23 protein-coding genes and 1 pseudogene are annotated in these 21,526 nt (G+C 66.3%); 10 read left to right on the top strand and 14 right to left on the bottom strand.

The annotated features are described in order from the left end of the window. Positions 1–44: 44 nt before the first annotated feature. Positions 45–815 carry an NAD(+)/NADH kinase gene (locus EP007_RS12095; RefSeq protein WP_166035566.1) on the bottom strand — a complete coding sequence of 257 codons (771 nt, stop codon included), beginning with the start codon at positions 813–815 and terminating at the stop codon, positions 45–47. 68 nt (positions 816–883) lie between these two features. Then, the gene (locus tag EP007_RS12090) at positions 884–2,194 is read right to left on the bottom strand and encodes a M28 family peptidase (protein WP_128477894.1); all 1,311 of its coding nucleotides are present in this window, start codon (positions 2,192–2,194) and stop codon (positions 884–886) included. A 197-nt stretch (positions 2,195–2,391) separates the two neighbouring features. On the opposite strand from EP007_RS12090, the gene pdhA reads away from it, so the two are divergent. Then, the gene (gene pdhA, locus EP007_RS12085) at positions 2,392–3,471 is read left to right on the top strand and encodes a pyruvate dehydrogenase (acetyl-transferring) E1 component subunit alpha (RefSeq protein ID WP_166035564.1); all 1,080 of its coding nucleotides are present in this window, start codon (positions 2,392–2,394) and stop codon (positions 3,469–3,471) included. Positions 3,472–3,632: 161 nt separating this feature from the next. Further along, a complete protein-coding gene (locus EP007_RS12080) occupies positions 3,633–4,484 on the top strand; it encodes a cytochrome c oxidase subunit 3 (RefSeq protein ID WP_128477893.1) in 852 nt (283 codons plus the stop codon). Here EP007_RS12080 and EP007_RS17805 read toward each other — a convergent pair. The 3 genes and pseudogenes from EP007_RS17805 to coxB all read right to left on the bottom strand — a co-directional run. Then, positions 4,481–4,693, bottom strand: a pseudogene (locus EP007_RS17805) (hypothetical protein); the annotation flags it as partial. The gene EP007_RS12080 and the pseudogene EP007_RS17805 sit on opposite strands and share 4 nt — an antisense overlap. A 12-nt stretch (positions 4,694–4,705) precedes the next feature. After that, the gene (locus EP007_RS17800; RefSeq protein WP_208023609.1) at positions 4,706–5,326 is read right to left on the bottom strand and encodes a hypothetical protein; all 621 of its coding nucleotides are present in this window, start codon (positions 5,324–5,326) and stop codon (positions 4,706–4,708) included. Between the two features lie 140 nt (positions 5,327–5,466). Further along, complete coding sequence (coxB, locus tag EP007_RS12065; protein WP_128477892.1) at positions 5,467–6,186, bottom strand: cytochrome c oxidase subunit II; 720 nt, start codon at positions 6,184–6,186, stop codon at positions 5,467–5,469. Positions 6,187–6,357: 171 nt separating this feature from the next. On the opposite strand from coxB, the gene cyoE reads away from it, so the two are divergent. From cyoE to EP007_RS12050, 3 genes are all read left to right on the top strand, one after another. After that, positions 6,358–7,737, top strand: coding sequence for a heme o synthase (cyoE, locus tag EP007_RS12060; protein ID WP_128478587.1), 1,380 nt, complete (start codon positions 6,358–6,360; stop codon positions 7,735–7,737). 10 nt (positions 7,738–7,747) lie between these two features. Then, positions 7,748–8,458 carry a DUF7546 family protein gene (locus EP007_RS12055; protein ID WP_128477891.1) on the top strand — a complete coding sequence of 237 codons (711 nt, stop codon included), beginning with the start codon at positions 7,748–7,750 and terminating at the stop codon, positions 8,456–8,458. Positions 8,459–8,536: 78 nt separating this feature from the next. Next, entirely contained in the window at positions 8,537–8,749 is a 213-nt protein-coding gene (locus EP007_RS12050; protein ID WP_128477890.1) for a hypothetical protein, read from the top strand. Positions 8,750–8,777: 28 nt separating this feature from the next. Here EP007_RS12050 and EP007_RS12045 read toward each other — a convergent pair whose 3' ends face one another. Then, on the bottom strand, positions 8,778–9,038 hold the full coding sequence (locus EP007_RS12045) for a hypothetical protein (RefSeq protein WP_128477889.1): 261 nt from the start codon (positions 9,036–9,038) through the stop codon (positions 8,778–8,780). 84 nt (positions 9,039–9,122) lie between these two features. Between EP007_RS12045 and EP007_RS12040 the strand changes: the two genes are divergently transcribed. Together EP007_RS12040 and EP007_RS12035 are read left to right on the top strand one after the other, a co-directional pair. Next, on the top strand, positions 9,123–10,157 hold the full coding sequence (locus tag EP007_RS12040) for an ABC transporter ATP-binding protein (RefSeq protein ID WP_128477888.1): 1,035 nt from the start codon (positions 9,123–9,125) through the stop codon (positions 10,155–10,157). Continuing rightward, a complete protein-coding gene (locus EP007_RS12035; protein WP_128477887.1) occupies positions 10,154–10,951 on the top strand; it encodes an ABC transporter permease in 798 nt (265 codons plus the stop codon). Before EP007_RS12040 ends, EP007_RS12035 begins: the two co-directional genes overlap by 4 nt. Before the next feature lie 2 nt (positions 10,952–10,953). Here EP007_RS12035 and EP007_RS12030 read toward each other — a convergent pair whose 3' ends face one another. The 3 genes from EP007_RS12030 to EP007_RS12020 form a co-directional block, all read right to left on the bottom strand. Continuing rightward, positions 10,954–11,493 carry a hypothetical protein gene (locus EP007_RS12030; protein WP_128477886.1) on the bottom strand — a complete coding sequence of 180 codons (540 nt, stop codon included), beginning with the start codon at positions 11,491–11,493 and terminating at the stop codon, positions 10,954–10,956. A gap of 73 nt (positions 11,494–11,566) precedes the next feature. Further along, the gene (locus EP007_RS12025) at positions 11,567–12,463 is read right to left on the bottom strand and encodes a fructosamine kinase family protein (protein ID WP_128477885.1); all 897 of its coding nucleotides are present in this window, start codon (positions 12,461–12,463) and stop codon (positions 11,567–11,569) included. Further along, positions 12,460–13,077 (bottom strand): DUF420 domain-containing protein, encoded by a 618-nt coding sequence (locus EP007_RS12020; protein WP_128477884.1) that lies wholly within the window; start codon positions 13,075–13,077, stop codon positions 12,460–12,462. The genes EP007_RS12025 and EP007_RS12020 overlap by 4 nt, the downstream gene beginning before the upstream one ends. 120 nt (positions 13,078–13,197) lie before the next feature. Here EP007_RS12020 and EP007_RS12015 point away from each other — a divergent pair, with 120 nt between their 5' ends. Then, positions 13,198–14,439, top strand: a complete 1,242-nt coding sequence (locus EP007_RS12015) for a tripartite tricarboxylate transporter permease (protein ID WP_128477883.1) — start codon at positions 13,198–13,200, stop codon at positions 14,437–14,439. Between the two features lie 28 nt (positions 14,440–14,467). Here EP007_RS12015 and EP007_RS12010 read toward each other — a convergent pair whose 3' ends face one another. Beyond that, positions 14,468–14,953: an SRPBCC family protein gene (locus EP007_RS12010; RefSeq protein WP_128478586.1), complete on the bottom strand. Its 486-nt coding sequence runs from the start codon at positions 14,951–14,953 to the stop codon at positions 14,468–14,470. 140 nt (positions 14,954–15,093) lie between these two features. Here EP007_RS12010 and EP007_RS12005 point away from each other — a divergent pair, with 140 nt between their 5' ends. Continuing rightward, positions 15,094–16,254, top strand: a complete 1,161-nt coding sequence (locus EP007_RS12005) for a pyridoxal phosphate-dependent aminotransferase (RefSeq protein ID WP_128477882.1) — start codon at positions 15,094–15,096, stop codon at positions 16,252–16,254. Between the two features lie 432 nt (positions 16,255–16,686). Here EP007_RS12005 and lrpA1 read toward each other — a convergent pair whose 3' ends face one another. Then, positions 16,687–17,115: an HTH-type transcriptional regulator LrpA1 gene (gene lrpA1 / locus EP007_RS12000; protein ID WP_128477881.1), complete on the bottom strand. Its 429-nt coding sequence runs from the start codon at positions 17,113–17,115 to the stop codon at positions 16,687–16,689. A gap of 171 nt (positions 17,116–17,286) precedes the next feature. Here lrpA1 and EP007_RS11995 point away from each other — a divergent pair, with 171 nt between their 5' ends. Further along, complete coding sequence (locus EP007_RS11995; RefSeq protein WP_128477880.1) at positions 17,287–17,511, top strand: twin-arginine translocation signal domain-containing protein; 225 nt, start codon at positions 17,287–17,289, stop codon at positions 17,509–17,511. Positions 17,512–17,540: 29 nt separating this feature from the next. On the opposite strand, the gene EP007_RS11990 is transcribed toward EP007_RS11995, so the two are convergent. The 3 genes from EP007_RS11990 to EP007_RS11980 all read right to left on the bottom strand — a co-directional run bounded on the left by EP007_RS11990 (position 17,541) and on the right by EP007_RS11980 (position 21,412). After that, positions 17,541–18,437, bottom strand: a complete 897-nt coding sequence (locus tag EP007_RS11990; RefSeq protein ID WP_128477879.1) for a hypothetical protein — start codon at positions 18,435–18,437, stop codon at positions 17,541–17,543. A gap of 138 nt (positions 18,438–18,575) precedes the next feature. After that, complete coding sequence (locus tag EP007_RS11985) at positions 18,576–19,511, bottom strand: thiamine pyrophosphate-dependent enzyme (protein WP_128477878.1); 936 nt, start codon at positions 19,509–19,511, stop codon at positions 18,576–18,578. A 2-nt stretch (positions 19,512–19,513) separates the two neighbouring features. After that, positions 19,514–21,412: a 2-oxoacid:acceptor oxidoreductase subunit alpha gene (locus tag EP007_RS11980; RefSeq protein WP_128477877.1), complete on the bottom strand. Its 1,899-nt coding sequence runs from the start codon at positions 21,410–21,412 to the stop codon at positions 19,514–19,516. Positions 21,413–21,526: the final 114 nt, after the last annotated feature.

The raw sequence follows: 21,526 nt of genomic DNA, 5'->3' as shown, positions 1-21,526 counted from the left end.
CGAACGCCCGCCCGCGCCACCGCTCCCGGCCGTCGGTCCGCGTGTCAGCGTTCGAAGAACGGTCGGCTCTCGGCCACCCGAACCAGTTCGAGCGCGCCGTCTGCCACGACCTCAACCGGTGTGTGGGGCGGGACCGCACGGACTTCTCGGTCATCGAGCGACAGCGAGACCTCGCCTTCGTCGCGCTCGACCGACAGTTCGACGGGACGCTCGGCCGACACCACCCAGTGGTCGAAATCGACCGCGAACGGTGCGACCGGAACGACGCCGACGACGCCGCTGTCGGGTTCGACGAGCGGCCCGCCCGCGCTCCGGCCGTAGCCGTGGCTCCCGGTCGGCGTCGAGACGACCACGCCGTCCGCACGGAATCGAGACACCTGTTCGCCGCGCGACCGGACCGCGTACTCGGAGATGCGAGCGGGTTCGGAGGTGACGAGCATCACGTCCGCCAGCGCGGGACCGACGCGCTCGCCGCCGACCGAGACCGACAGCACCGACCGCTCGACGGTCTCGAACTCGTTGGCGAGAACTGCTTTGACTGCGGCAGTGGCGGCCTCGGGGTTGACGCCACCGTAGCCCGGTCCAGCATCGACCGGCAGGACCGGCACCGCGGCGCGCTCGCGGACGAGCGCGAGCAGAGCGGTCTCGCCGACCGCGACGACCGCCGCGGGGTCGGCCGCGAGGACTTCGCTTGCCGGGCCGCGAACCGCGGCCGCGTCGGTCTCGACCGCGTCGCGTATCTCGTCGGCGAGCGCGCCATCGCCAGCGATGCCGAGCGTCGCAGTTCCGACGCCCTCGTCGTTCGCGCTACCCATTGGCGGCCACTTGGTCACCATCCCTCAAAAGGGTACGGAGTCCGCGTCGCGGCCGTACGGTGGGTCGTCTACTCGTCGTAGGGCCAGTCGCCGATAATCTTCATGCCCTCGGCTTGGTCCTCGTCTTCGAGCGCCGCAGCGATTTCTTCGGGGTCCTTGCGGGCCACCGAAAACTCCTCGCGCGCGAGGCGGACGGTCAGTTCGGTCAGCAAAATCGCCTGCTCGCGGAGGTCCCGGACTTCGAGTTTGTCCAAGCTATCGGCGTAGGTGTGGCCCCACCCGCGGCCCTCGTCGCCGGTCTCGCTCATGACGTGATAGCCCGGCACGCCCCACTTGACGTATGGCCAGTGGTCGCTGTGGGGACCCTGCTCGGGGATGGTCTTCACGGGATGGCTAAAGTCCTCGCCCAACTGCTCGGCCGCGGCGTCGAGCGCGTCGAAGCCGTGGGTGTGGAAGGTGAGCGTCCGCCCGCGGACGACGCCGTCGTTGTTCACGATGGCCTTGATGGAGTCCAAGTCGCGGCTCCCGGCGTCAACGCCCGACCCCACGAGACCGACCTCCTCGGAGCCGTACGCGATGAAATGTACCTTCGTATCGAGTTCGTCCTCGCGGGCCGCGAGCGACCGAGCCATCTCGACGACCATCGCCGTTCCCGCGCCGTTGTCCATCGCGCCCTCGGAGATGTCGTGGGCATCGACGTGGCTGGTGACAAGCACCTCCTCGTCGGTGTCCGGACCCAGTTCCGCGTGGACGTTCTGGCTCGTCGCGTCGTCGATGTCAGCCTCGACGCGTACCTCGACCTGTTGGCCCTCCCAGCGCCGCGAGAGTCGGGACCCGACCTCCTTCGAGACCCCGACGGCGGGAACGTCGCCGATGGGGTCCTCGCCGGTTCCGACGCTTCCGGTCGGCGGCAGACAGCCCTCGACGTGGTTCCGGAAGACGAAGGCGGCCGCGCCGCCCTCAACGGCGTAGTAGTATTTTTCCCGTCGGTGGATGAACCGGTCGTAGTAGTCCGGAACGTTCGAGGCGACCATCACGACCTTTCCCTCGATGTCGGTCTCTTCGAAGTCGGCGGGGAGACCGTAGCCGAGGTCCACGAGTTCGCCCGTCGCGCTCGCGTCGGGACTACGCGGGAGCGCGATGGACTCCTGTGTCGTGTCGCCAGCGCGAATCTCGCTGTCGCCGCGGGCCCAGCCCTGCACGTCGAACGTTTCGAGTCGGGCGTCTCGCGCGCCGACGCTTGCGAGCGCGTCGCGCGTGCGCTCGGCGGCCTCGCGCTCGCCCTCGCTCCCGGCCATCCGGTCGCCGATGTTAACGAGCGTCTCCAAGTGGTTCCACCCGGCGTCGCTGGTGAACGTCTCGCCGATCCACTGTGTCATACCACCGCATGAACTTCGGCCGACAGTAAGCGTTTCGAATCGAAAATTCCGACGGTTCGTCACTCGACGGCGCGTTTTGCGCGCCCCTCGTCGGAAATTCCCAGCGTTCTTTTAAACACGCCGACCATCTCCAGACATTTTGTCTCCCCAACAATACTTTATAATGCTGGACGCCCACTTTGTCATGGAAGTCGGTGATGGATACTATGGCAATACAGGCACCCGACGTGACCCGCGTCGTCGCTCCGGACGGCACCGTCAACGAAGGCACCGACCCCGAACTCTCGGAGTCGGCCGTAATCGACCTCTACCGGCTACAGGTACTCGCCCGGACGTTCGACGAGAAAGCGGTCGCGCTCCACCGACAGGGCCGCATCGGCACCTACGCACCGCTTCAGGGCCAAGAGGCCGCGCAGGTCGGCGCGGCGTACGCCCTCGCGGACGACGACTACTGTTTCCCGACGTACCGTGACCACGCAATCTACCTGACTCGCGGACTCGCGCTCGAAGACGTATTGGTCCACCTGCTCGGGAAGGGCAACTACGTGGACCGCGAGGACCCCGCTACGCTCCGGACGTTCCCACCGACCATCCCCATCGCCACCCAACTCCCTCACGCCGTCGGTGTGAGCATGGCGGCGGACTATCGAGGTGACGACTGTGCCGCGCTCGTCAGTTTCGGGGACGGCGCGACCAGCGAAGGCGACTTTCACGAGGGGATGAACTTCGCAGGCGTCTTCGAGACGCCGACGGTCTTTTTCTGCCAGAACAACCAGTGGGCGATTTCGATGCCGCGCGAGCGCCAGACCGCCTCCGCGACCATCGCCCAGAAAGCACAGGCCTACGGCTTCGAGGGCGTCCGCGTGGACGGCAACGACGTGCTGGCGGTGTACACCGCGGTCGAGGACGCCCTCGACGCCGCGAAGTCCGGGGAGGGACCGCGCCTCATCGAGGCAGTCACGTACCGGCGGGGTGCCCACACGACCACCGACGACCCCTCGAAGTACCGCGACGACGAAGAAGTCGAAAAATGGCGACAGAAGGACCCCGTCGAGCGCACCCGCGAGTTCTTAGAAGACGCTCACGGCTGGTCGGCGACCGACGAGGAGAAACTCCGAGAGTGGGCCGACCAGCGCGTCGCGGAGGCCGTCGCCGAAGTCGAGACCCGCACCGGTCTCGACGTGGACGCCATCTTCGAACACGTCTACGCCGAAACGCCGGAGCGACTTCGGCGTCAGCGCGAGCGCGTCGTGGATAATCCGGAAGTCGAACGGTAGCGCGACGATGGGGAACGCGTCCCGGAGTCGAGTAGCGCGACGACGGCGGGTCCGCGCGGCGAGCGACGGGCGCGACGTAATTGCACAACACCGACGGAACTCCGGTCGGTTCGCGGACGCGTTCAGGTGCCTTTTTACTATTCGACGCGCAACCACCCTGTATGACAGTAGCGGACGATTCAACAGAAGAGCACGGCCATCACCTCCCGGCCGTCGAGGACTGGCCCCGCGGCTTCGGCGAGGCGAGTTGGTGGCCCTTCATCACCGCGCTCGGCGGTGCGGGCATCTACATCGGTGCCGCACTATTCTTGCTCGCCCAAGGACAGGACCCGATAGTCAACCCGCTCTACGGTCCCGTGGCGTTCGTGGGGTCGATTGGTCTCTTCCTCGTCGGACTGTACGGTTGGGTGTACCACGCCTTCGTCTCGGCGTTCTGGTCGAGCGACGGTCACGGCGGCAGCGGACTCAGATGGGGCATGGTACTGTTCCTCGGGTCCGAAGTAGCGACGTTCAGCGCCGGGTTCGTCTACTACTTCTTCATCCGCGCGGGGACGTGGTCCACCGAAGAGTTCCCGGAACTGGTCGGGTCGCTGGTACTGGTCAACACCGCGCTGCTGGTGCTGTCGAGTATCACGCTCCACTGGGGCCACATCCAACTCCGGAAGGGTAACCGCCAGAACTTCCTCGTCGGTCTGGCCTCGACGCTGCTGCTCGGCGTCGTCTTCATCGGCGGACAGGTCTACGAGTATTACGAGTTCATCCAGCACGAGGGCTTCACGGTCGGAACGGGCATCTTCGGAAGCGCGTTCTACGGGCTGACCGGCCTGCACGGTCTCCACGTCTCGATGGGCGCGGTCCTCATCGGCATCGTGTTCATCCGCGCGCTCTACGGACAGTACACCGCCGACCGCCACGTCTCGGTCACGACGGTCTCGATGTACTGGCACTTCGTGGACGCGGTCTGGATATTCCTCGTCGTCGTGCTGTACGTCGGCGCGGAAGTCTCGTTCTAACCAACCTCGCCGTTTCGCGCGCTCGTTTTTCCAGCCATTCCCAACGCCTCGTAGCGAAACGTCCGGCGGTCGGTCTGCTCGGCGACGATTGTCTCGGCCGACTCGCCGCCCGCGTGACCGGCATCCTCGGCCGTGCCAAGGAGGACAGGACCGCCCGCTGTCTCCGCCTGCATCCGGGCGGCCATTTTCCGGGCGTGACTGGGGTGGACGCGGGTGTCGTTCTACCCTGCCGTGAACAGGACCGGCGGGTACTCGATGCGGTCGTCGGCGTCGTCCGCGACGTTGTGATACGGCGAGTACGCTCGTAAAAACTCGAACTCGTCGGGGTCTCGGGCGCGAACAGGACTTCCTCGCGTCCGTCGAAGCACCAGTGGCGCAGTTCCGTCTCGGTATCGCCGCCCGACGCTGACTCGGTGGCAACGTAGTACAACACTCGCCGTCGGCGTTCCACGCGACCGTGCCGGGACTCGCGGGGTCGTAGCCGACGAACGCACGACTGACTCGCCCGGAGTCGTCCAGCACGGCCACGTCCTCGCCGTCGGGAACGCTCGCCACATGAATATCGACGCGCTCGTCGCCCGATTCGCATACGGTTCGAAAGTACGACCGTTCGCCGCTTCGACGGTGCCGTACCCGGCACCATCGGCGAGCGTTCGCATCTCCGAGCGAAGGCGGCCGCGCGAGGGAGTGTCAAGGAGCGCGTCGGCGTACTCGTTCTGTGCGACGGTCCACTCGCGGACCGCTTCGTCGTCAACCTCCAACCAGCGATACGGGTCAGCGATTTCGGTTCCGTGGAACTGCTCGGTGACGGGGTCGCGTCGGCGGCGGGTCGTCGGTCCAATCGGGCGGCAACATGCCGGGACGGTTCGCTCACCGTGTCAAAAAAGCGTGCGGTTCCGTGAAAACGGGTCACACTCGCTGGGCGACGCCGCGGCTACGCGGTCGGTGTTCAGTCCGAAAAGCGGAGAGCGCGGAACGCGAGTTAGCTCGAACTGTTGCCCTGCTGGTCGTCCAGCCAGTCCTGATACTCCTGCTGGGAGACGACTTCGACTTCACCGAGCATCTTCGAGTGACCGACGCCACAGTATTCCGCACAGTAGAGCTGATACGTCCCGGTCTCGGTTATCTTCGTCTTAATCATGTTGTGCTGACCGGGGAGGGCGTCCTGTTTTAACCCGAGTTCGGGTACGTGGAACGCGTGAAGCCAGTCCGTGGAAGTGATGTTGAGATACACGTTCTGCCCCTCAGGCAGGACGAGCGTACCGGTCGCCGAGACGTTCTCGCCCTCGTAGTTGAAGTTCCAGAGGTACTTCTGGCCGACGACTTCCACTTCGACGGCTTCCTCGCTCGGTTCGTACGCTCCCTCGGCGTTCGAGACGTACTCGTTGGCCATCACGCCGTAGGAGGCGTAACCGACGACCAGCAGGACCAGCGCGGTGGCGATGGTCCACGATATTTCGAGGCGACGGTTCTCCTTGGTGGGCTTGGGGTCGTCGTTGTTGCGGTACTTCCACACGGTGTAGATGAGGATACCCTCAACCAGCACCGTGATGGGAATCGCCATGTACAGCAACTGGGTGTTGAGCGACCGAATCAGTTCCTCGGTCGTCGAATCGTACCCCTGCGCCATCACCGGGTCGGCGAACAGGGCGAGCGCCGCGACCCCCAGTAGCGTTGCGAACGCTGTCCGCTTGGAACTCATGCTGTTCAGGAATTAGTACGAGACTCATAAATACCTACTGACTTCCCCCGTCGGACGGGATTGTTCGATCTCCTCGTGCGCCGCGTGATTCGGTTCTTCTAAATACGGCGAGTCCGGATATTCGATAAGGAGATTCGCGTGACAGAACACACGTCCCGGCGGTTCGTCTCGATGCTCGCTGGTACCGCAATCGGCGTCTATCTACTGGTGGTCGTCGGTGCAACCACGGCGCTGACGGACGCCGCGGCCGCCTGTCCGACGTGGCCCGCGTGTAACGGCCAGTGGCTCGTCCCGCTCGACCAGCCGAAACTCGCGGTCGCGTGGGGCCACCGAGTCGCCGCGCTCGGCGTCGCGCTCGCGCTCGCGGCGACCACGATACTCGCGTGGCGCGTCGATACCGACCGCCGCGTCCGAACCTCACTCGCCGTCGCCGCGTTGCTTTACCCGGCGCAGGTCGGTCTCGGCGCGTTCGCCGCGACCACCGCCACCCCGGCGGTGCTGTCGGCGGTCCACCTCGTCGTCGGCATGGCCATCTTTGGCGGCATCATTCTCGCGCTGGCGTGGACGCTCGAACCCGAAACGTTCGACGAACCGACCGGCGTCGAGGACCCCGAGGAGATGCCCGACGCCGAGGACCATCCCGAGCGCCCGAATCCGGCCGCGGTCCCGGACGGATTCGTCGCCCGCGCCAAGCGCACCGGGTTCGCGTACTTCCGACTGATGAAACCCCGGCTGATGTGGCTACTCTGTCTGGTCGCCTCGGCCGCGATGGCGCTGGCGGCCGGTCCCACCGACCTCGGGGTGAGGACGGTCGTCGCCACCCTCACCGGCGGGGTCCTCTCTATCGGCGCGTCGGGCACGTTCAACCACGTCCTCGAACGCGACGTGGACAAGAAGATGAACCGGACCGCCGACCGGCCCGCGGCGACCGACCAGATTCCGGTCCGCAACGCCGTCGTCTTCGGTCTCGTGCTGACAGTGCTCTCGCTGGCCGCGTTCCTGACGGTCAACGTGCTGGCGGCCGTACTCGGGCTGTTCGCCATCCTGTTCTACAGCGTGGTCTACACGCTCCTTCTGAAGCCCAACACGGTCCAGAACACCGTCATCGGCGGATTCGCCGGGGCGCTCCCGGCGCTCATCGGCGGGGCCGCCGCGACGGGCGAAATCGGCCTGCCCGCAATCGTACTCGCCGGAGTCATCTTCCTTTGGACGCCTGCGCACTTCTACAACCTCGCGCTGGCGTACAAGGACGACTACGCCCGCGGCGGATTCCCAATGATGCCCGTCGTCCGCGGCGAGGCCGTTACTCGCAAGCACATCCTGCTGTACCTCGGGGCGACCCTGCTGGCGGCGGGGTTGCTCTCGGCGGTCACGACGCTCGGGTGGCTCTACGCCGCGACCAGCGTGACGTTCGGTGCGGTCTTCCTCTGGACGGTTATCCGTCTCCACTACGAGCGGACCGAAGAGGCCGCGTTCCGGTCGTTCCACGCCTCGAACGCCTATCTGGGCGCGCTCCTGCTGGCGGTCGTCGCCGACGCGCTCGCGTTCTGACCCGCCAACCATGACACGGACTCTCGACGTTTCGATTGACCGACTCCGGCCGAGTTTCGACACCCTGCTGTGGGTGGGACTCGCCCTCAACACCGAACTCATCCTCACGTTCGCGTACCTCCTGCTCGCGGACGTGACCATCACCGAGTGGCGGTATCTCGTCTTCCCGTTCGTCTGGCTCAATCTCAGCGCGTGGGCGCTCGTCCGGACGAAGCCGTCGGCGGACTCGCCCCGCGCTCGCTACGTCGGCGCGACGATTGCCGTCGGCTACTTCCTCCTGCTGGCCTCCGTCGGCGGCCTGCTCAAGCCGGGACTGCTCTTTCACAGTCACGCCGGAGGCTCGGCGGGCGCACACACCCATCCCTCCGGGTTCCGAATCGCGTGGCTCCCACCCGGTTGGGGACCGGCCCTGCTGTACTCGGGCGAACTCGTGCAGGCGACCCTGATGCCGTACAAGCTTGTCGGCTACCTGACGCTGGCGTATCTCGTCTACGACACGGTGCTGGAGACCGCGGGGTCGGCGGTGTCGGGGCTGATCGGACTGGTCTCCTGTGTGAGTTGCACATGGCCCGTCGTCGCCACGCTCGCGGCCGGAGTCGCCGGAAGCGGGACCGCGGTCGCGGCCGCGGCGAGCGAGTGGTCGTACACGCTCGGTACCGCCGCGTTCGCCCTGACGGTCGTTCTGCTTCGCTGGCGGCCGTCCATCGGAACGTTCCGGTAAGAACCTCACTACCATTATTTTCCGTGATGATTTGGGGCGGCTATAATCCAGTTCACATCAGACGTTCGTCTGACAGCCATGCCGACTCCCGGTGACGACGCCACCGCCTCGACTTCGCGGCCTCGGAGTCGAGATACTACCTCTGGGTCTCCTTGCGCTTCGCCGCCGCCGACGTGGTTCGCGCCGCCGAGCTATCGCCACTCGGCCGAGACCTCCGACTCGGGCGCGAGCGATTCCTTGGGCGACGAGCCACAGAGCCTTCAGGAGCGACTGGCGCGCCTCGGCGAGTGAGTCGATGCTGTCGCCGGGAGCGTCGAGTTCACTCGGCGAGTCGGTACTCCTCGGCGTCGGCCGGACCGCCGACGTAGCCGAGCAACCAGTCCCACTTCTCGGGGACCGAATCTCGCTTCGGCGCGTCGGCCATGCGCTCGGCGATGAACGTCGGACTCCACTCGACGCCCTCCGACTCCCGGAGTCGGACCGCGGCGTCGGCGACTCGCTCGGCGTCGCGCTCGGTCCCGAACTCCGCGGCGACCTTCGTTTCGACTTCGGTTCTGAACGCGTCGGTGCCGTCGGTCATACGGTTTCTATCCGACCTCCGACACAAATAGTTGCTGGCGTCGGAACCGACGGGCTTAGGGCCGGACCGCCGCAAGTGCCCGGCATGACCGAGCCACTGGTCGCCGAGGGCCTGACGAAGTCCTACGGCGACACCGCGGCGCTTGATGGCGTCTCGCTGTCGGTCGGCGAGGGCGAGGTGTTCGGACTCATCGGTCCCAACGGCGCGGGCAAGACCACGCTTGTCCGGGCGCTGACGGGGACGACGGAACCGGACTCGGGGTCGGTATCGGTGTTCGGCACCGACCCAGCATCGGCCGACCGCCAGCGCATCGGCCTGCTCCCCCAAGCGTTCGACCCGCCCGAGCGGTTGACCGCCCGCGAACTGGTCGCGTACTACGCCGGACTGTACGACGAGGCGCGCGACCCCGAGACCGTCCTCTCGGAGGTCGGTCTCGACGCCACTGACGAGACGTGGTACGAGAACCTCTCGGGCGGCCAACAGCGCCGGACCTGCGTCGGGACGGCGTTGGTCAACGACCCGGACCTCCTCTTTCTGGACGAACCGACCACGGGCATCGACCCGGCCGGGCGGCGAGCGCTCTGGAATCTGGTGGAGGACCTCACGAACAGAGGCACCACTGTCTTCCTCACGACGCACTCGATGGAGGAGGCCGAACGACTCGCAGACCGGGTGGGCCTGCTCGCCGACGGCGAACTCGCCGCGGTCGGGTCTCCCTCCGACCTCGTGGCCGAGTACGGCGGCCGGACCCGAATCGTGGTCGAGACCGACGACGGCACGGGGACGGACGCCCAGAGCGACGCCGACGCCGGAACCGACTCGGCGAGCGCGGCCGACGCGCTCGCGGACACCGACTTCGAGGTCGAGACCAGCGAGGGCCGCCTCGTCGTGACGGGCGTCCTGCCCGAGGACATCGGCGAGGTTGTCGCGGCGCTGAACGACGGCGGGGTCGCCTACGAGTCGCTGACGTGGACCGAACCGGACCTCGAAGACGCCTTCCTCCGGTTGACCGGGCGCTCGGTCGCGGGCGGCGAGGGCGTCGCGCTCGGGCGGGCCGAGAGCGAGACGGACGACTGGTCCGACGACGGCGAAACCGCGGTCGCGGGAGGCGAGCGATGACCGCGAGCGGTCGCGTCCGCGCGGAGGCCAGCGCGGCGTGGCGGTCGTTCACTCGGCGGCGGACCGCGGTGTTCTTCACGTTCTTCTTCCCGGTCATCCTCATCCTCATCTTCGCGGTGCTGGTCCAGACGAATCCGGGCGGCGGCCTGTTCGCCCAACCGCCGGGCTACTACCTGCCGGGGTATCTCGCGGTCGTGGTGCTGTTCACGCCGCTCTCGCGGGTCGGGTCCGAAGTCGCGCGCCACCGCGAGGGCAACCGCTTCGAGAAACTGGCGACGACGCCGCTGTCGCGCGCCGAGTGGTTGCTCGCCCACACGCTGGTCAACGTCGCCATCATCGGCATCGCGGGCCTGCTCATCCTCGGGTTGATGGCGCTGGTGACCGGCACCGCGTCGCTGGCGCTCGGCCCGGCGAATCTGGCGCTCGTCGCCGTCTTCGTCGCGTTCGCCGTCGCGCTGTTCTGCGGTCTCGGCGCGGTGCTGGGCGGACTGGCCGACTCCCAAGACGGCGTCATCGCCGCGAGCAACGCCATCGCGCTCCCCCTGCTGTTCCTCTCGGACACGTTCGTCACGCCCGACCTGCTCCCGGCGTGGTTCCGACCCGCCATGAACCTCTCGCCGCTGACGTACTTCGCTCGCGGGGTCCGAGAACTGACCTACGTGCCGACGGGGAGCGAAATCGTGCTTCCGGCCGTCACCTTCGGCGAGTCGTGGGAGGTCAACCTCGCGGTCCTCGCGGCCCTCACGCTCGTCTTCTTCGCCGCCGGGACCTACGCGATTCCGCGGACGGACTGACCTCACTCCACTTTTGCGCGGAGTCGCTGGCGGAATCCGGCCGACTCGGGAATCTCCTCGTCGGTCGCGTCCTCGACCGGAACGCCGCGCAACCGGAGAATTTCGGCGGCCTCGTCGGCGTCGTCTTCGGTCGGCGTCTCGATGTCGAGCAGGCCGCGAGCCTCGTCTTCGAACTCGACGCTGAGTTCGTCGTCGTCCGTGCGCCGGACCACGGCGATGTCACGCAGTCGGGCCGTCTTCGTGCGGGTCGCTCGGTACGCTACCACGAGGAGACCGAAACAGACGCAGGCGGACAGGAACAGCGGCATCGGGTCGGCTTGGCCGGAGAGGATATCCGAACCGCTTGCGACGACGCGGCGGAGGAGGTTGGCCGACCCGACCAGCGAGAAGACGAACAGCAACCGCCGTCCCGCGGCGTTGGTGGTCCAGCCCTCTCGCCATTTCTCGCGCACAATCCGGCCCACCGACCCCGAGATTTCGAGGCGACCGTCACGGACGGTCGCCGTACCCGTGGCGGTGGGGAACGTCCACTCGTCTGTCACGAGTGGTCACTCGTCTCCGAGGGTCTTATGTCACTCGGTCGAACCGAGGGGGTGCGACCGATTTCGAGGTCAGTCAGTAGCCGAGGTCGGTGAGATGGTCCGCGATTTTCGCGGCGTAGCGGTCGTCCTCGAAGTAGAGCAGGTGTTCGAGCAGGGGAACCAACTGGTAAATCGCGCGCCGACCCTCGTCGAATCCGGGGTCGATGCCCCGCGCTTCGTCGTAGGTCTCGAAGAAGGCGTCGCCGAACGACCCCGCGAACGCGACGTACGCGAGTTCCACCTCGGCGTGGCCGAAGTAACACGCCGGGTCGAGAAATGCCCGGACCCGCCCGTCGGCGGCGAGGATGTTGTTCGCCCACACGTCGCCGTGTATCAGCGCGGGCGGCGGGTCATCGGGGAGCAACGAGTCGAGGTCGCCCGCGAGCGCGTCGAGTCTATCGCCGAGTTTTGCCGGGAGGACGCCCGCCTCGCGGGCCTTCCGCGCGAAATGGCGGAGTCGCCGGTCCCGGAAGAACGCGACCCACGAGTCGGTCCACGGGTTCGGTTGGCGGTACGGACCGGTCAGGGTGTCGCGCGGAAAGCCGTACTTCCCCGCCGCTTCGTCGCTCGCTCCGTCCCGTTCGGCCGGGCGCTCTCCGTGGAGCGCCGCGAGGTGGCGGGCCGCGTCGCGCTCGACGACCGGGATAATCTCACTGTCGCCCTCAACGTACTCCAAGACCAGCAGGTCGTCGCCGCGATACAACACCTCGGGGACCGGGAGGCCGCGGTCCGCCAGAACGTCGAGCATGAACGCCTCCACGCCGAGGGGCGTCTCGCCAGTCTTGGCCGCGACGGTCCGGCCGTCGGCGAGAGTCACGCGGGCGACGCGCCCGACCTCGCCGCCGTCGAGTTCGGTGACGGACTCGACCGGAGTTTCGAGCGCGTCGGCGACGCGCGCGCCGAGGCGTGGAGACCGAGCGCCCTCGCTCATCGCCGAATGGCGACGAGCGGTGCCAACGCCATCACGTACTCCTCGACGCCGTAGATGTGGTTGAGCATGACGTAGGTCACGATGCCGAGCGCGAGACTCAGACCCCACGCTGCGACGGCGATTCGGCCGACCTTCGCGTGGGCGGTGTCCCGGAGTTCCGACGGGGTGTGGGTGAGACCGAGGACCACCGCGTGGACGACCACCGGCACCGACACCGCCGAGAGGACGATGTGGATGGCGAGCATCACGAGGTAGGCGTAGTAGACCGGGCCGGTCGCCGCGATTTGCTTCTCGCCGCCGCCCCCGATTTTCACGAGGTAGATGACGAGAAACAGCATGATGAGCGTGAACGCGGTCAACATCGCGGCCCGGTGTTTGCGAACCTCGCCGCGGCGAATCCACAGCACGCCGAGGACGATGGAAGTCAGCGCGAAGGTGTTCACGACCGCGATGGCGTGACTGAGCAGGTCCACCGTCGCGCGTTCGAGTTCCGGATAGATGGGCAGGATGCCCGCGAACGTTCCGAGGACGAGGACGTAACCGAGTACCGAGAGGGCCGCAGTTGCGGCCCGTGGGTTGTCCTTGACCCGCCGCTTCGCAGTCGAAGTAGCCATGTTCGGACGTTGGGACTTCCGGCCCAAGTGTGTTCCTGTCCGTCGCGGACGCCGACCTCCTTGCCGCCGATTCCGTCTCGCACGAACGTTTAAATCCGAAGCCGAGACGAACCTGCCCCGATGGAGGCGTCCGGCGTCCGCGTCGGCCTGTCGGTCGGTCCCTCAGCCGCGGCGCTCGCGTTCGTCTTCGGCGGGGTCGCGCTCGGGACGCTGAGCGGACTCACGCCCGGCCTGCACGTCAACAACCTCGCGCTCCTGCTGGCGTCGGTCGCGCCCGCGGTGCCCGGTCCGCCGCGACTCGTCGGCGCGGCGATACTCGCGGCCGGAGTGGTTCACTCGTTTCTCGACGCCGTGCCCGCGATGGCGCTCGGGGTGCCAGACGCCGCGATGGCCGCGACCGCGCTCCCGGCCCACAGACTCGTCATCGCGGGCCGAGGGCGAGAAGCGATTCGGCTCTCGGCGCTCGGGAGCGGTCTCGCGGTCGCGCTGGCGGTCCCGCTCGCGGTGCCGGTCACGCGCGGGATGACGGTCGCCTACCCCGTCGTGCGCGCGCACCTCCCGGTGGTTCTCGGCGTCGTCGTCGCGTTCCTCCTGCTGACCGAAGGTTCGATTCGGGCGTTTTGGGGCGGCATGGCGGGGTTCACGGGGAGCGCGACGCTCGGGTACGCGACTCTCGATTTGACCCCCGCCGCGCCCCTCGACGCGGGCGGGATGCTCACGCCCCTGTTCGCGGGCCTGTTCGGCGCGCCGGTCCTGCTGGAGGCGCTGTCGGGGTCGGGCGTCCCCGAGCAGGACGACGCGACGATTGCGGTCTCCCGGCGGACGGTCGGCCTGACCGCGGCGGCCGGAAGCCTCGCCGGAGCGGCCGTCGGCTACCTGCCGGGCGTTTCCTCGGCCGTCGCCGCGGTGATAGCGCTCGCGCTGGTGCCCGGTTCGACCGACGCCCGCGGATTCGTCGTGGCGACCAGCGGCGTCAACACCGCCAACACGATATTCGCGCTCTTTGCATTATCGGCGCTCGGCACGCCCCGGACCGGCGTGATGGTCGCGCTCCGGGAGGCGAACGCGCCGGTGAACCTACCGCTCCTGCTCGTCACGGCCGCGATTGCGGGTCTCGCGGGCTTTCTGCTCGTCCTCGGCGTCGGCGACCGCTACCTCCGGACGGTCGGCGCTATCGACCAGTTGCGCCTCTCGGTCGGCGTCCTCGCGCTATTGGTCGGACTGAGTTGGCTGTTCGCGGGCGGGGTCGGCGTCGCCGTCTTCGGCGTCGCCACGCTCGTCGGTCTCGTTCCGGCGCGGTTCGGTGCCCGGCGCGTCCACCTGATGGGGGTGTTACTCGGACCGCTGATGGTGGGCGTGTGAGCGGCAGGGTCGCTTGTCCGCCCCGCGCTCAGTCCTCCAGAATCCGCTTCGTCCGGCGGTGGCGGTCCCGGAACATCGGCTCGAAACCGACCCAGCCGAGCGGGCCGAACAGGTCGCCGACCACGGGGAGTCGGTACTCCACCCGGTCTCGAAGGAGCGTCCGGTCGTCGCCGTCGGCGTAGAAGTAGTGCGTGTGGTGCCACTCCGGAAACGGCCCGTCCTCCATCACGTCCGTGAAGACGGCGGTGCCGTCGCCCTCTTGGCGGCGGGTGATTCGCGTGGTCCAGCGCTGGCGCGGACCGACGCCGAACGGTTGCATCGACATCCGGACCGCCGTGCCGGACTCTAACACCGCGTCGTCGCCGCGCTTGCTCCCGTCCGGGCCGCGAATGGTCTCGACTCGGAGATGCATCCAGTCGGGCGTGAGCGCCTCTAGTCCGTCGATTCGGGAGTGAAACGTCCACACCTCGTCGAGCGGCGCATCGACCCGGACTTCGCGCTGGTAGGTAGCCATCAGTTCGGCGTAGGGACTGTAGGAACCCAATCCTTGCGGTCCCGGTCGTCTGCACGGCGAGCGTCGGCAACGTCCGTCGGTCGGCAAATACTGACTGTCACATGGAAGCTTTATATGTGTAGTCCCGTTCTCCACTGCACATGGTTTCGGAGCGCGCGACCCGGACGACCCCGTTCGCCGCGATGGACGTACTCGAACGGGCAAACCGCATGGACGACGTGGTACATCTCGAAGTGGGCGAACCCGACTTCGACACGCCAACAGCAGTCACCGACGCGGCAGTCGCGGCGCTCCGGGCGGGCGAAACCGGCTACACCTCCTCGAAGGGGAAACCGGAACTGCGCCGAGCTATCGCCGACTACTACGACCGGCGCTACGGCGTGGACGTGTCGCCCGAGCGCATCGTCGTTACCTCGGGGTCCTCGCCCGCGCTCCTACTCGCGTTCTCCGCGCTGGTAGACCCCGGCGACGAGGTGGTGCTGACCGACCCCTACTACGCCTGCTACCCGAACTTCGTCCGCCAGACCGGCGGGCGCATCTCGACGGTTCCGCTGTCTGCCGACGACGGATTCCGTCCGCGCGCGGACGCCTTCGCGCGCACGGTCAGCCCCGAGACGGAAGCACTCCTGCTCAACTCGCCCGCGAACCCGACCGGCGCGGTGCTTTCCGGGTCAACGCTCGCCGAACTCGTTGACCTCGCCGACGCCGCGGACGCCACCGTCATCTCCGACGAGGTGTACCACGGCCTGACCTACGACGGCGAGGACCACACCATCTTGGAGTACACCGACGACGCATTCGTGATAGACGGCTTCTCCAAGCGATTCGCCATGACCGGATGGCGGCTCGGGTGGATGGTCGCGCCGCCGGAGTACGTGGGCCACGTCAACCGCATCGCCCAGAACACGCTCATCTGCGCACCGAACTTCGTCCAGTCGGGCGGCGTCGCGGCGTTAGACGAGGTCGGCAGCGACTTCCTCGGCGACGTGCGCGACACCTATCGGGAGCGCCGCGACTACCTCGTGAGCGAAGTCGAGGACTGGGGACTGAGCATGGGGTATACGCCCGGTGGCGCGTACTACCTGCTCGTGGACGTGAGCGACCTGCCGGGGGATGCCTTCGACGCCGCGGACTTCTTCCTCGAAGAGGCGGGCGTGGCGATGACGCCCGGCCCGGACTTCGGGTCCAACGCCGAGGAGTGTCTACGAGTCTCCTACGCCAACAGCGCCGAGCGACTGGCCGAGGCCTCCGAGCGCATCCAGCGCGCGCTGGAGAGCCTCGAACTCTCGACGGCAGACTGACCTCGCTGCGGACGGCTTTCGGACAGTTTTTCGTTTTCTAGCAGTGGATAGAGATGGCTCACGCAATTGTGAATCGTTCCGACCGGCGCGTGTGGGCGCGACGCCGTGTGCGTCGCGCCCATCCGCGCGAGCGAAGCGAGTGCAGGCTCGTCAGAGTGTGCCTCTGACGGTGGACGACTGAGCGACTGAAAGGAGCAATAGAGGAGGCTGGGGAGGCGTGAGGCCCGTGCGGGGCGGTGCTGTGCGGTATGATTTGTTCAAGTCTGAAGCTAGCTTCTCGACTGCTTTCTCTTCGTTCCTCCACAACTAGCATTCCTCCGCAACTAGCGTTCCCCGTCGCTACTTTTCTCCACAACAAGGGTTCCCCTACTGGCCACCCCAAACCACCGAAAACGAACCGACGCCGAACTCACTCGATTTCCACGACCCGTCCTACTTCAAGCGCTCTTGCAGGAACGACGGATGCGCCGCGGTCACGCCCTCGATGTCCAGAATCTTCTCGCTGATGACGTCGCCGACGGCGTCGCCGTCCGCGGCCCGGACCTCGGCCATGAGCATGTGGTCGCCCGACGAGGAGTACAGCGTCTCGACTTCGGCCAAGTTCTTCAGGTCGCGGGTGGCCTCGACGTACTTCTCGCTGGCCACGTCCATCCCGACGAGCGCGATGGACTTGCTGGAGAGTTTCTTCGGGTCTATCTCGGCAGAATACCCCACGATAACCCCCTCGTCTTCGAGTTTGTCGATGTACTTTCGGACCGTGGGCTTCGAGACGTTCGCCCGGTCGGCGATTTCGGCGTAGGACGCTTGTGCGTCCTCTTCGAGGACGGAGAGAATTCGGTCCTCCGTGGACTGTGTACTCATTAGCAGTGTGTTTCGGTCACAGGAAAAAATACCTTCCGAATAGGAAAACGGTTCGTACGCTGACCGAACGCTTGTTTGCGGCGTCGAATCAGCGGTCTCTGAGCGGTCGCCGAGTGCGAGCAGTTGCTGACGGCCATCCGCCTTTTCCCCGCCGACGAGTTACGTCGGTGCATGGAACGACGCTCGCGCCGACGGTTCCTACAGGTCTCGCTCGCCGGAGTCGCCGCCGGTCTCGCCGGGTGCGGGATGCCCGGCGGTGGCGAAGACGATGACGAAGGCGGAGAGAATGGCGACGACGGAGAGAGCGACGACGGAGGCGACAGCGGGGAAGACGACGACGGAAGCGAAAGCGGCGAGGACGAAGAAAGCAGCGCGCTCGATGGCGACAGCTGGTAGCCGCCTCGCATCTGGCCACGGACCGGCGACTAGAGCTGGACCGGCGTGGCCGTAATCGTCGCAAACCGGCCGTCTCGCTTCGAGTTCGTGACTTCTTGGACGAGCGGTCCGAGACCGTTTTCGACGCTCGTCAGTGCCTCGTCGGTCAGGTCCTCGGCCGTCTCGAACACGTAAACCCACGTCGCGGTGTCCGACGACAGACTCCCTCTGGAGAGACCCCACAGCTTGATAGCGTCATTGTCGATTTCCCCGCCGGTCGGCGGCCCGTACTGCCCGGTGACGAGGCCGCGGTCGGGGAGTCGTTGGAAGACGCGGGTGAAATCGGGGTCTCTCTCCTCCAATCGCTCTCGCTTCCCCAGTCGCGTGTCTATCCACGTCCGGAGGTCGGACCCCGCGAGGAGGGCGTCGTCGCTGACAGCCACCTCGATGCCCGTCTCGGTTTGTTCCGCGAAGGCGTACTTCTCGTACTCGCCGGTCCGCTCGTGGTCGGGTGACTCCTCGATGCGGGCGGTCAGCGAGGCGGCGTCGAACGACCCGAGGTGGATGACGTTGCCGGATTGAGTGAGGTGTCCGTCGAAACTCTCGCGGGAGAGATCTAGAAACGAGACGCGGCCGCCTTTCACGTACGCGTCGGAGTAGCCTCGCACGTAGTCGAAGCGGTGGTTGCTGTTCGGTATCGTGCTGTAGTCGGTGAGCCACTTCCGGAACGGTGCAACCTCGTCCCACGCGACGGTCGGCGCGGCGTCGTCGGACTCAACTGTCGTCCCTTCGGCGTCGGACCCAGTGGTGGTCCGTTCGTCGGTTGTCTGGGTGGTCGTCGTAGCACTATCGGACTCGTTTCCGCGCTTCGACGTTCCGGCACACCCAGCGAGAGCGACCGCGACGCTGGCGACGAAACTTCGACGGGAACCAGTTGGAAGAGTCATACTTTCGATCAGCCCCCACAGAAACAAAACCGCACCGCTTTGCCGTCAGTCGATTCGCGTCCCGACGAGAGTCGCCGTCGGGACGCCGCGTTGGCCACGCATCTCGAAAAATCGAAAACCGCCAGCAGCGACGCCGAGTTACTTGTGACGTTCGAGCAGGTCGTAGCTACGCTCCCACTCGTAGTCCTCGTCGAAGTACCGCTCGGCCAGCGGTTCCTCGGGCATGTCGCCCGTGGCCTGCTTTTCCTCCTGATAGGACGGTCGGTCCTCGTCGTGGTAGAACCGACCCGTCAGGACCTCGCCCTCGTAGAGCGCGTCCTCGGCCTTCTGCATCATCTCGGAAGCCTCTCCTCGGTCGGTGATGTCGAAGTCGTAGTCGTCGCTGTCCTGCACGTCGATGTACGGGACGTACTGCTTGGCGTCCTTGTTCCACGTCGGACACTGCGTGAGGAAGTCAACGTGCGCGAACCCGTCGTGTTCCATCGCCTCCGTCAGGATTTCCTTCGCCTGATTCGGGTTGACCGCCGCGGTCCGAGCGACGTACGACGCCCCGGAGGTCAGCGCGAGCGAGAGCGGTCGAATCGGCTGCTTTGCGCTCCCGTGGGGCTGGGTCTTCGACTTGTGACCCTTCGGACTGGTCGGGGAGGTCTGGCCCTTCGTCAGCCCGAAGATTTCGTTGTCGAAGACGATGTAGGTCATGTCGTGGTTCTCGCGGGCGGTGTGCATGAAGTGGTTCCCGCCGATACCGTAGCCGTCGCCGTCACCGCCCGCCGCGATGACTTCGAGGTCGGGGTTGGCCATTTTCGCCGCGCGAGCGACCGGTAGCGAGCGGCCGTGGATGGAGTGGAACCCGTAGCTCTTGAAGTAGCTCGACAGCTTGCCCGAGCAACCGATACCCGTGACCAGCAGGGTCTCTTCCGGCGTACGGCCGACTTCCGGCATCGCCTGCTTCAGCGCCTTCAGGACGCCGAAGTCGCCACAGCCCGGACACCACGTCGCCTGCGGTTCGATTTCGGGCGTGAACTCGTCTCTGTCGATTTCTCGCTCTTCACCGATTGCGTTGAATGCACTCATGATTAGTCACCCGTTGCGGATTCGATGCGGACGTTGTACTGGCTCAGGTCGGCGTCCCCGCTGATTCGGCTCTCGAAGCCGGAGACGACCTCGCGCGGCTCGAAGGGGTTGCCGTCGTACTTAAGCAGGCTGTACAGCTTCTCGCCGAAGCGACCGAGCTGACCCTGAACGTGGCGGCGGAACTGCGCGGTCGCGTTCATCTCGACGACGAGCGCCTCGTCAACGCTTTCGAGGAACGCGGTTACCTCGTCCGCGGCGAACGGCATCATGTCGCTGACGTTCATCGCCTTCACCGAGTGGCCCTGCTCGTTCAGTACATCGACGGCCTCCTCAACGACCCCCTTGGTACTGCCCCAACTGAGGATACCGTACTCGGCGTCCTCGGGACCGTAGACTGCCTGATGGTCGGCGTTTTCCGCGAGTTCGTCGCGGATGGAGTCGAGCTTGGCCATCCGACGGTTCATCTGGAGGACGCGGTTGTCCGGGTCCTCGCTGATGTGGCCGACTTCGTTGTGTTCGTTACCCGAAGCGAGGTAGTTGCCGCCCTTCTGGCCGGGGAGCGAGCGGGGGCTGACGCCGCCGCGCTCGCCGTCGTCGTCGTACATGAACCGCTTGAAGCGACCGGCTTCCTGCACGGCCTCTTCGAGGTCTTCCTCGGTGACGACGCTCCCGATGTCGGGGTTCGGCTCCTCATCGAACACGTCCTCGGGGACGGTCTGGTGGCCGCCCGAGAGCTTCTGGTCGTAGATGACGATGGCCGGAATCTGGTACTCGTAGGCGATTTCGAAGGCCTTTCGAGTCTGCTCGTAACACTCCGCGGCGTCGCCCGGCGCGAACACGACGCGGTTCGAGTCGCCCTGCGAGGTGTACAGGACGTGTTCGAGGTCGCCCTGCTCGGGCTTGGTCGGCATTCCGGTCGAACCGCCAGCGCGCATCGACTCCACGAGGACGATGGGCGTCTCGGTCATCTCGGCGAGACCGAGCGGTTCGGACATCAGCGCGAAGCCGCCGCCGGACGACCCGGACATCGCCTTCGCTCCGGCGTGGCTCGCACCGATGGCGAGCGACGCCGCGGCGATTTCGTCCTCGACCTGCTCGGAGATGCCGCCCATCTCGGGCAGGTGTTGGGTCATAATCGTGAACACGTCGGTCCACGGGGTCATCGGGTAGCCCGAGATGAACCGACAGCCCTCGTCGAGCGACCCGTAGGCGATGCCGTGCGAGCCGGAGACGAGGACCTGCTCCGCTTCCTGCGTCCCGGTCGGGGCGCGCAGGTCGTGGGTGTGTTCGTAGTCCTCCTTGACCGACTCGTAGGCCTCTTCGAGAGTCTGGAGGTTGGCCTCCAGCACGTCGCCGCTCATGGCGTCGGTCATCAGGTCCTCGATGTACTGGAGGTCCATGTCGAGTAGCGCCGCGGTGGCACCGACGCCCGCCGTGTTGCGCATGATTTCTCGGCCGTGTTCCTTGGCGAGACCCCGCAGGTCGAGGTCGTAGACGTGCCAGTTGTTCTCCTCGACGCGCTCGTCGAAGTTCTCGATTTCGCTGGCGTCGAGCAGGCCGGAGTCGTAGACGATGACGCCGCCCTCTCGAAGTTCATCAAGGTTCTCGGTCAGCGGTTTGACCTCCTCGTTGCCGTAGTAGGCTTCCTCTTGGGGGTTGCGAGCGAAGCTGTCACCCAGCGCGAGGAGGAAGTTGTAGTTGTCTCCTCGGGACTTTACGGGGTCGTCTTTCGCCCGAATCTCTACGTACGTGTGGCCGCCACGGATGCGCGACGGGTAGTGTCGGTGCGTGAAAACGTTCAGACCCGAGCGCATTAGCGCTTTGGCGAAGTTCTGGCTCGTCGAGTCGATTCCGTCGCCGGAACCCCCCGCGATTCGCCAGATAAGTTCGTCGTTAGTCATATCTGTTGCTCACGGCCGTTAGGCCCAGTGATTGGAAATAAATGGGGGAATCAGTAAAGCCTTTGCTATAGATTGGCAAGGAACGTTCATGAGGGATTGAGGGCGATTGATTCT

It is taken from the genome of Halorussus pelagicus, from assembly GCF_004087835.1.
GTDB classification, from domain to species: domain Archaea; phylum Halobacteriota; class Halobacteria; order Halobacteriales; family Haladaptataceae; genus Halorussus; species Halorussus pelagicus.
The sequence above is the reverse complement of the archived record's forward strand: the minus strand, read 5'-3'. Positions and strand labels throughout refer to the sequence as shown.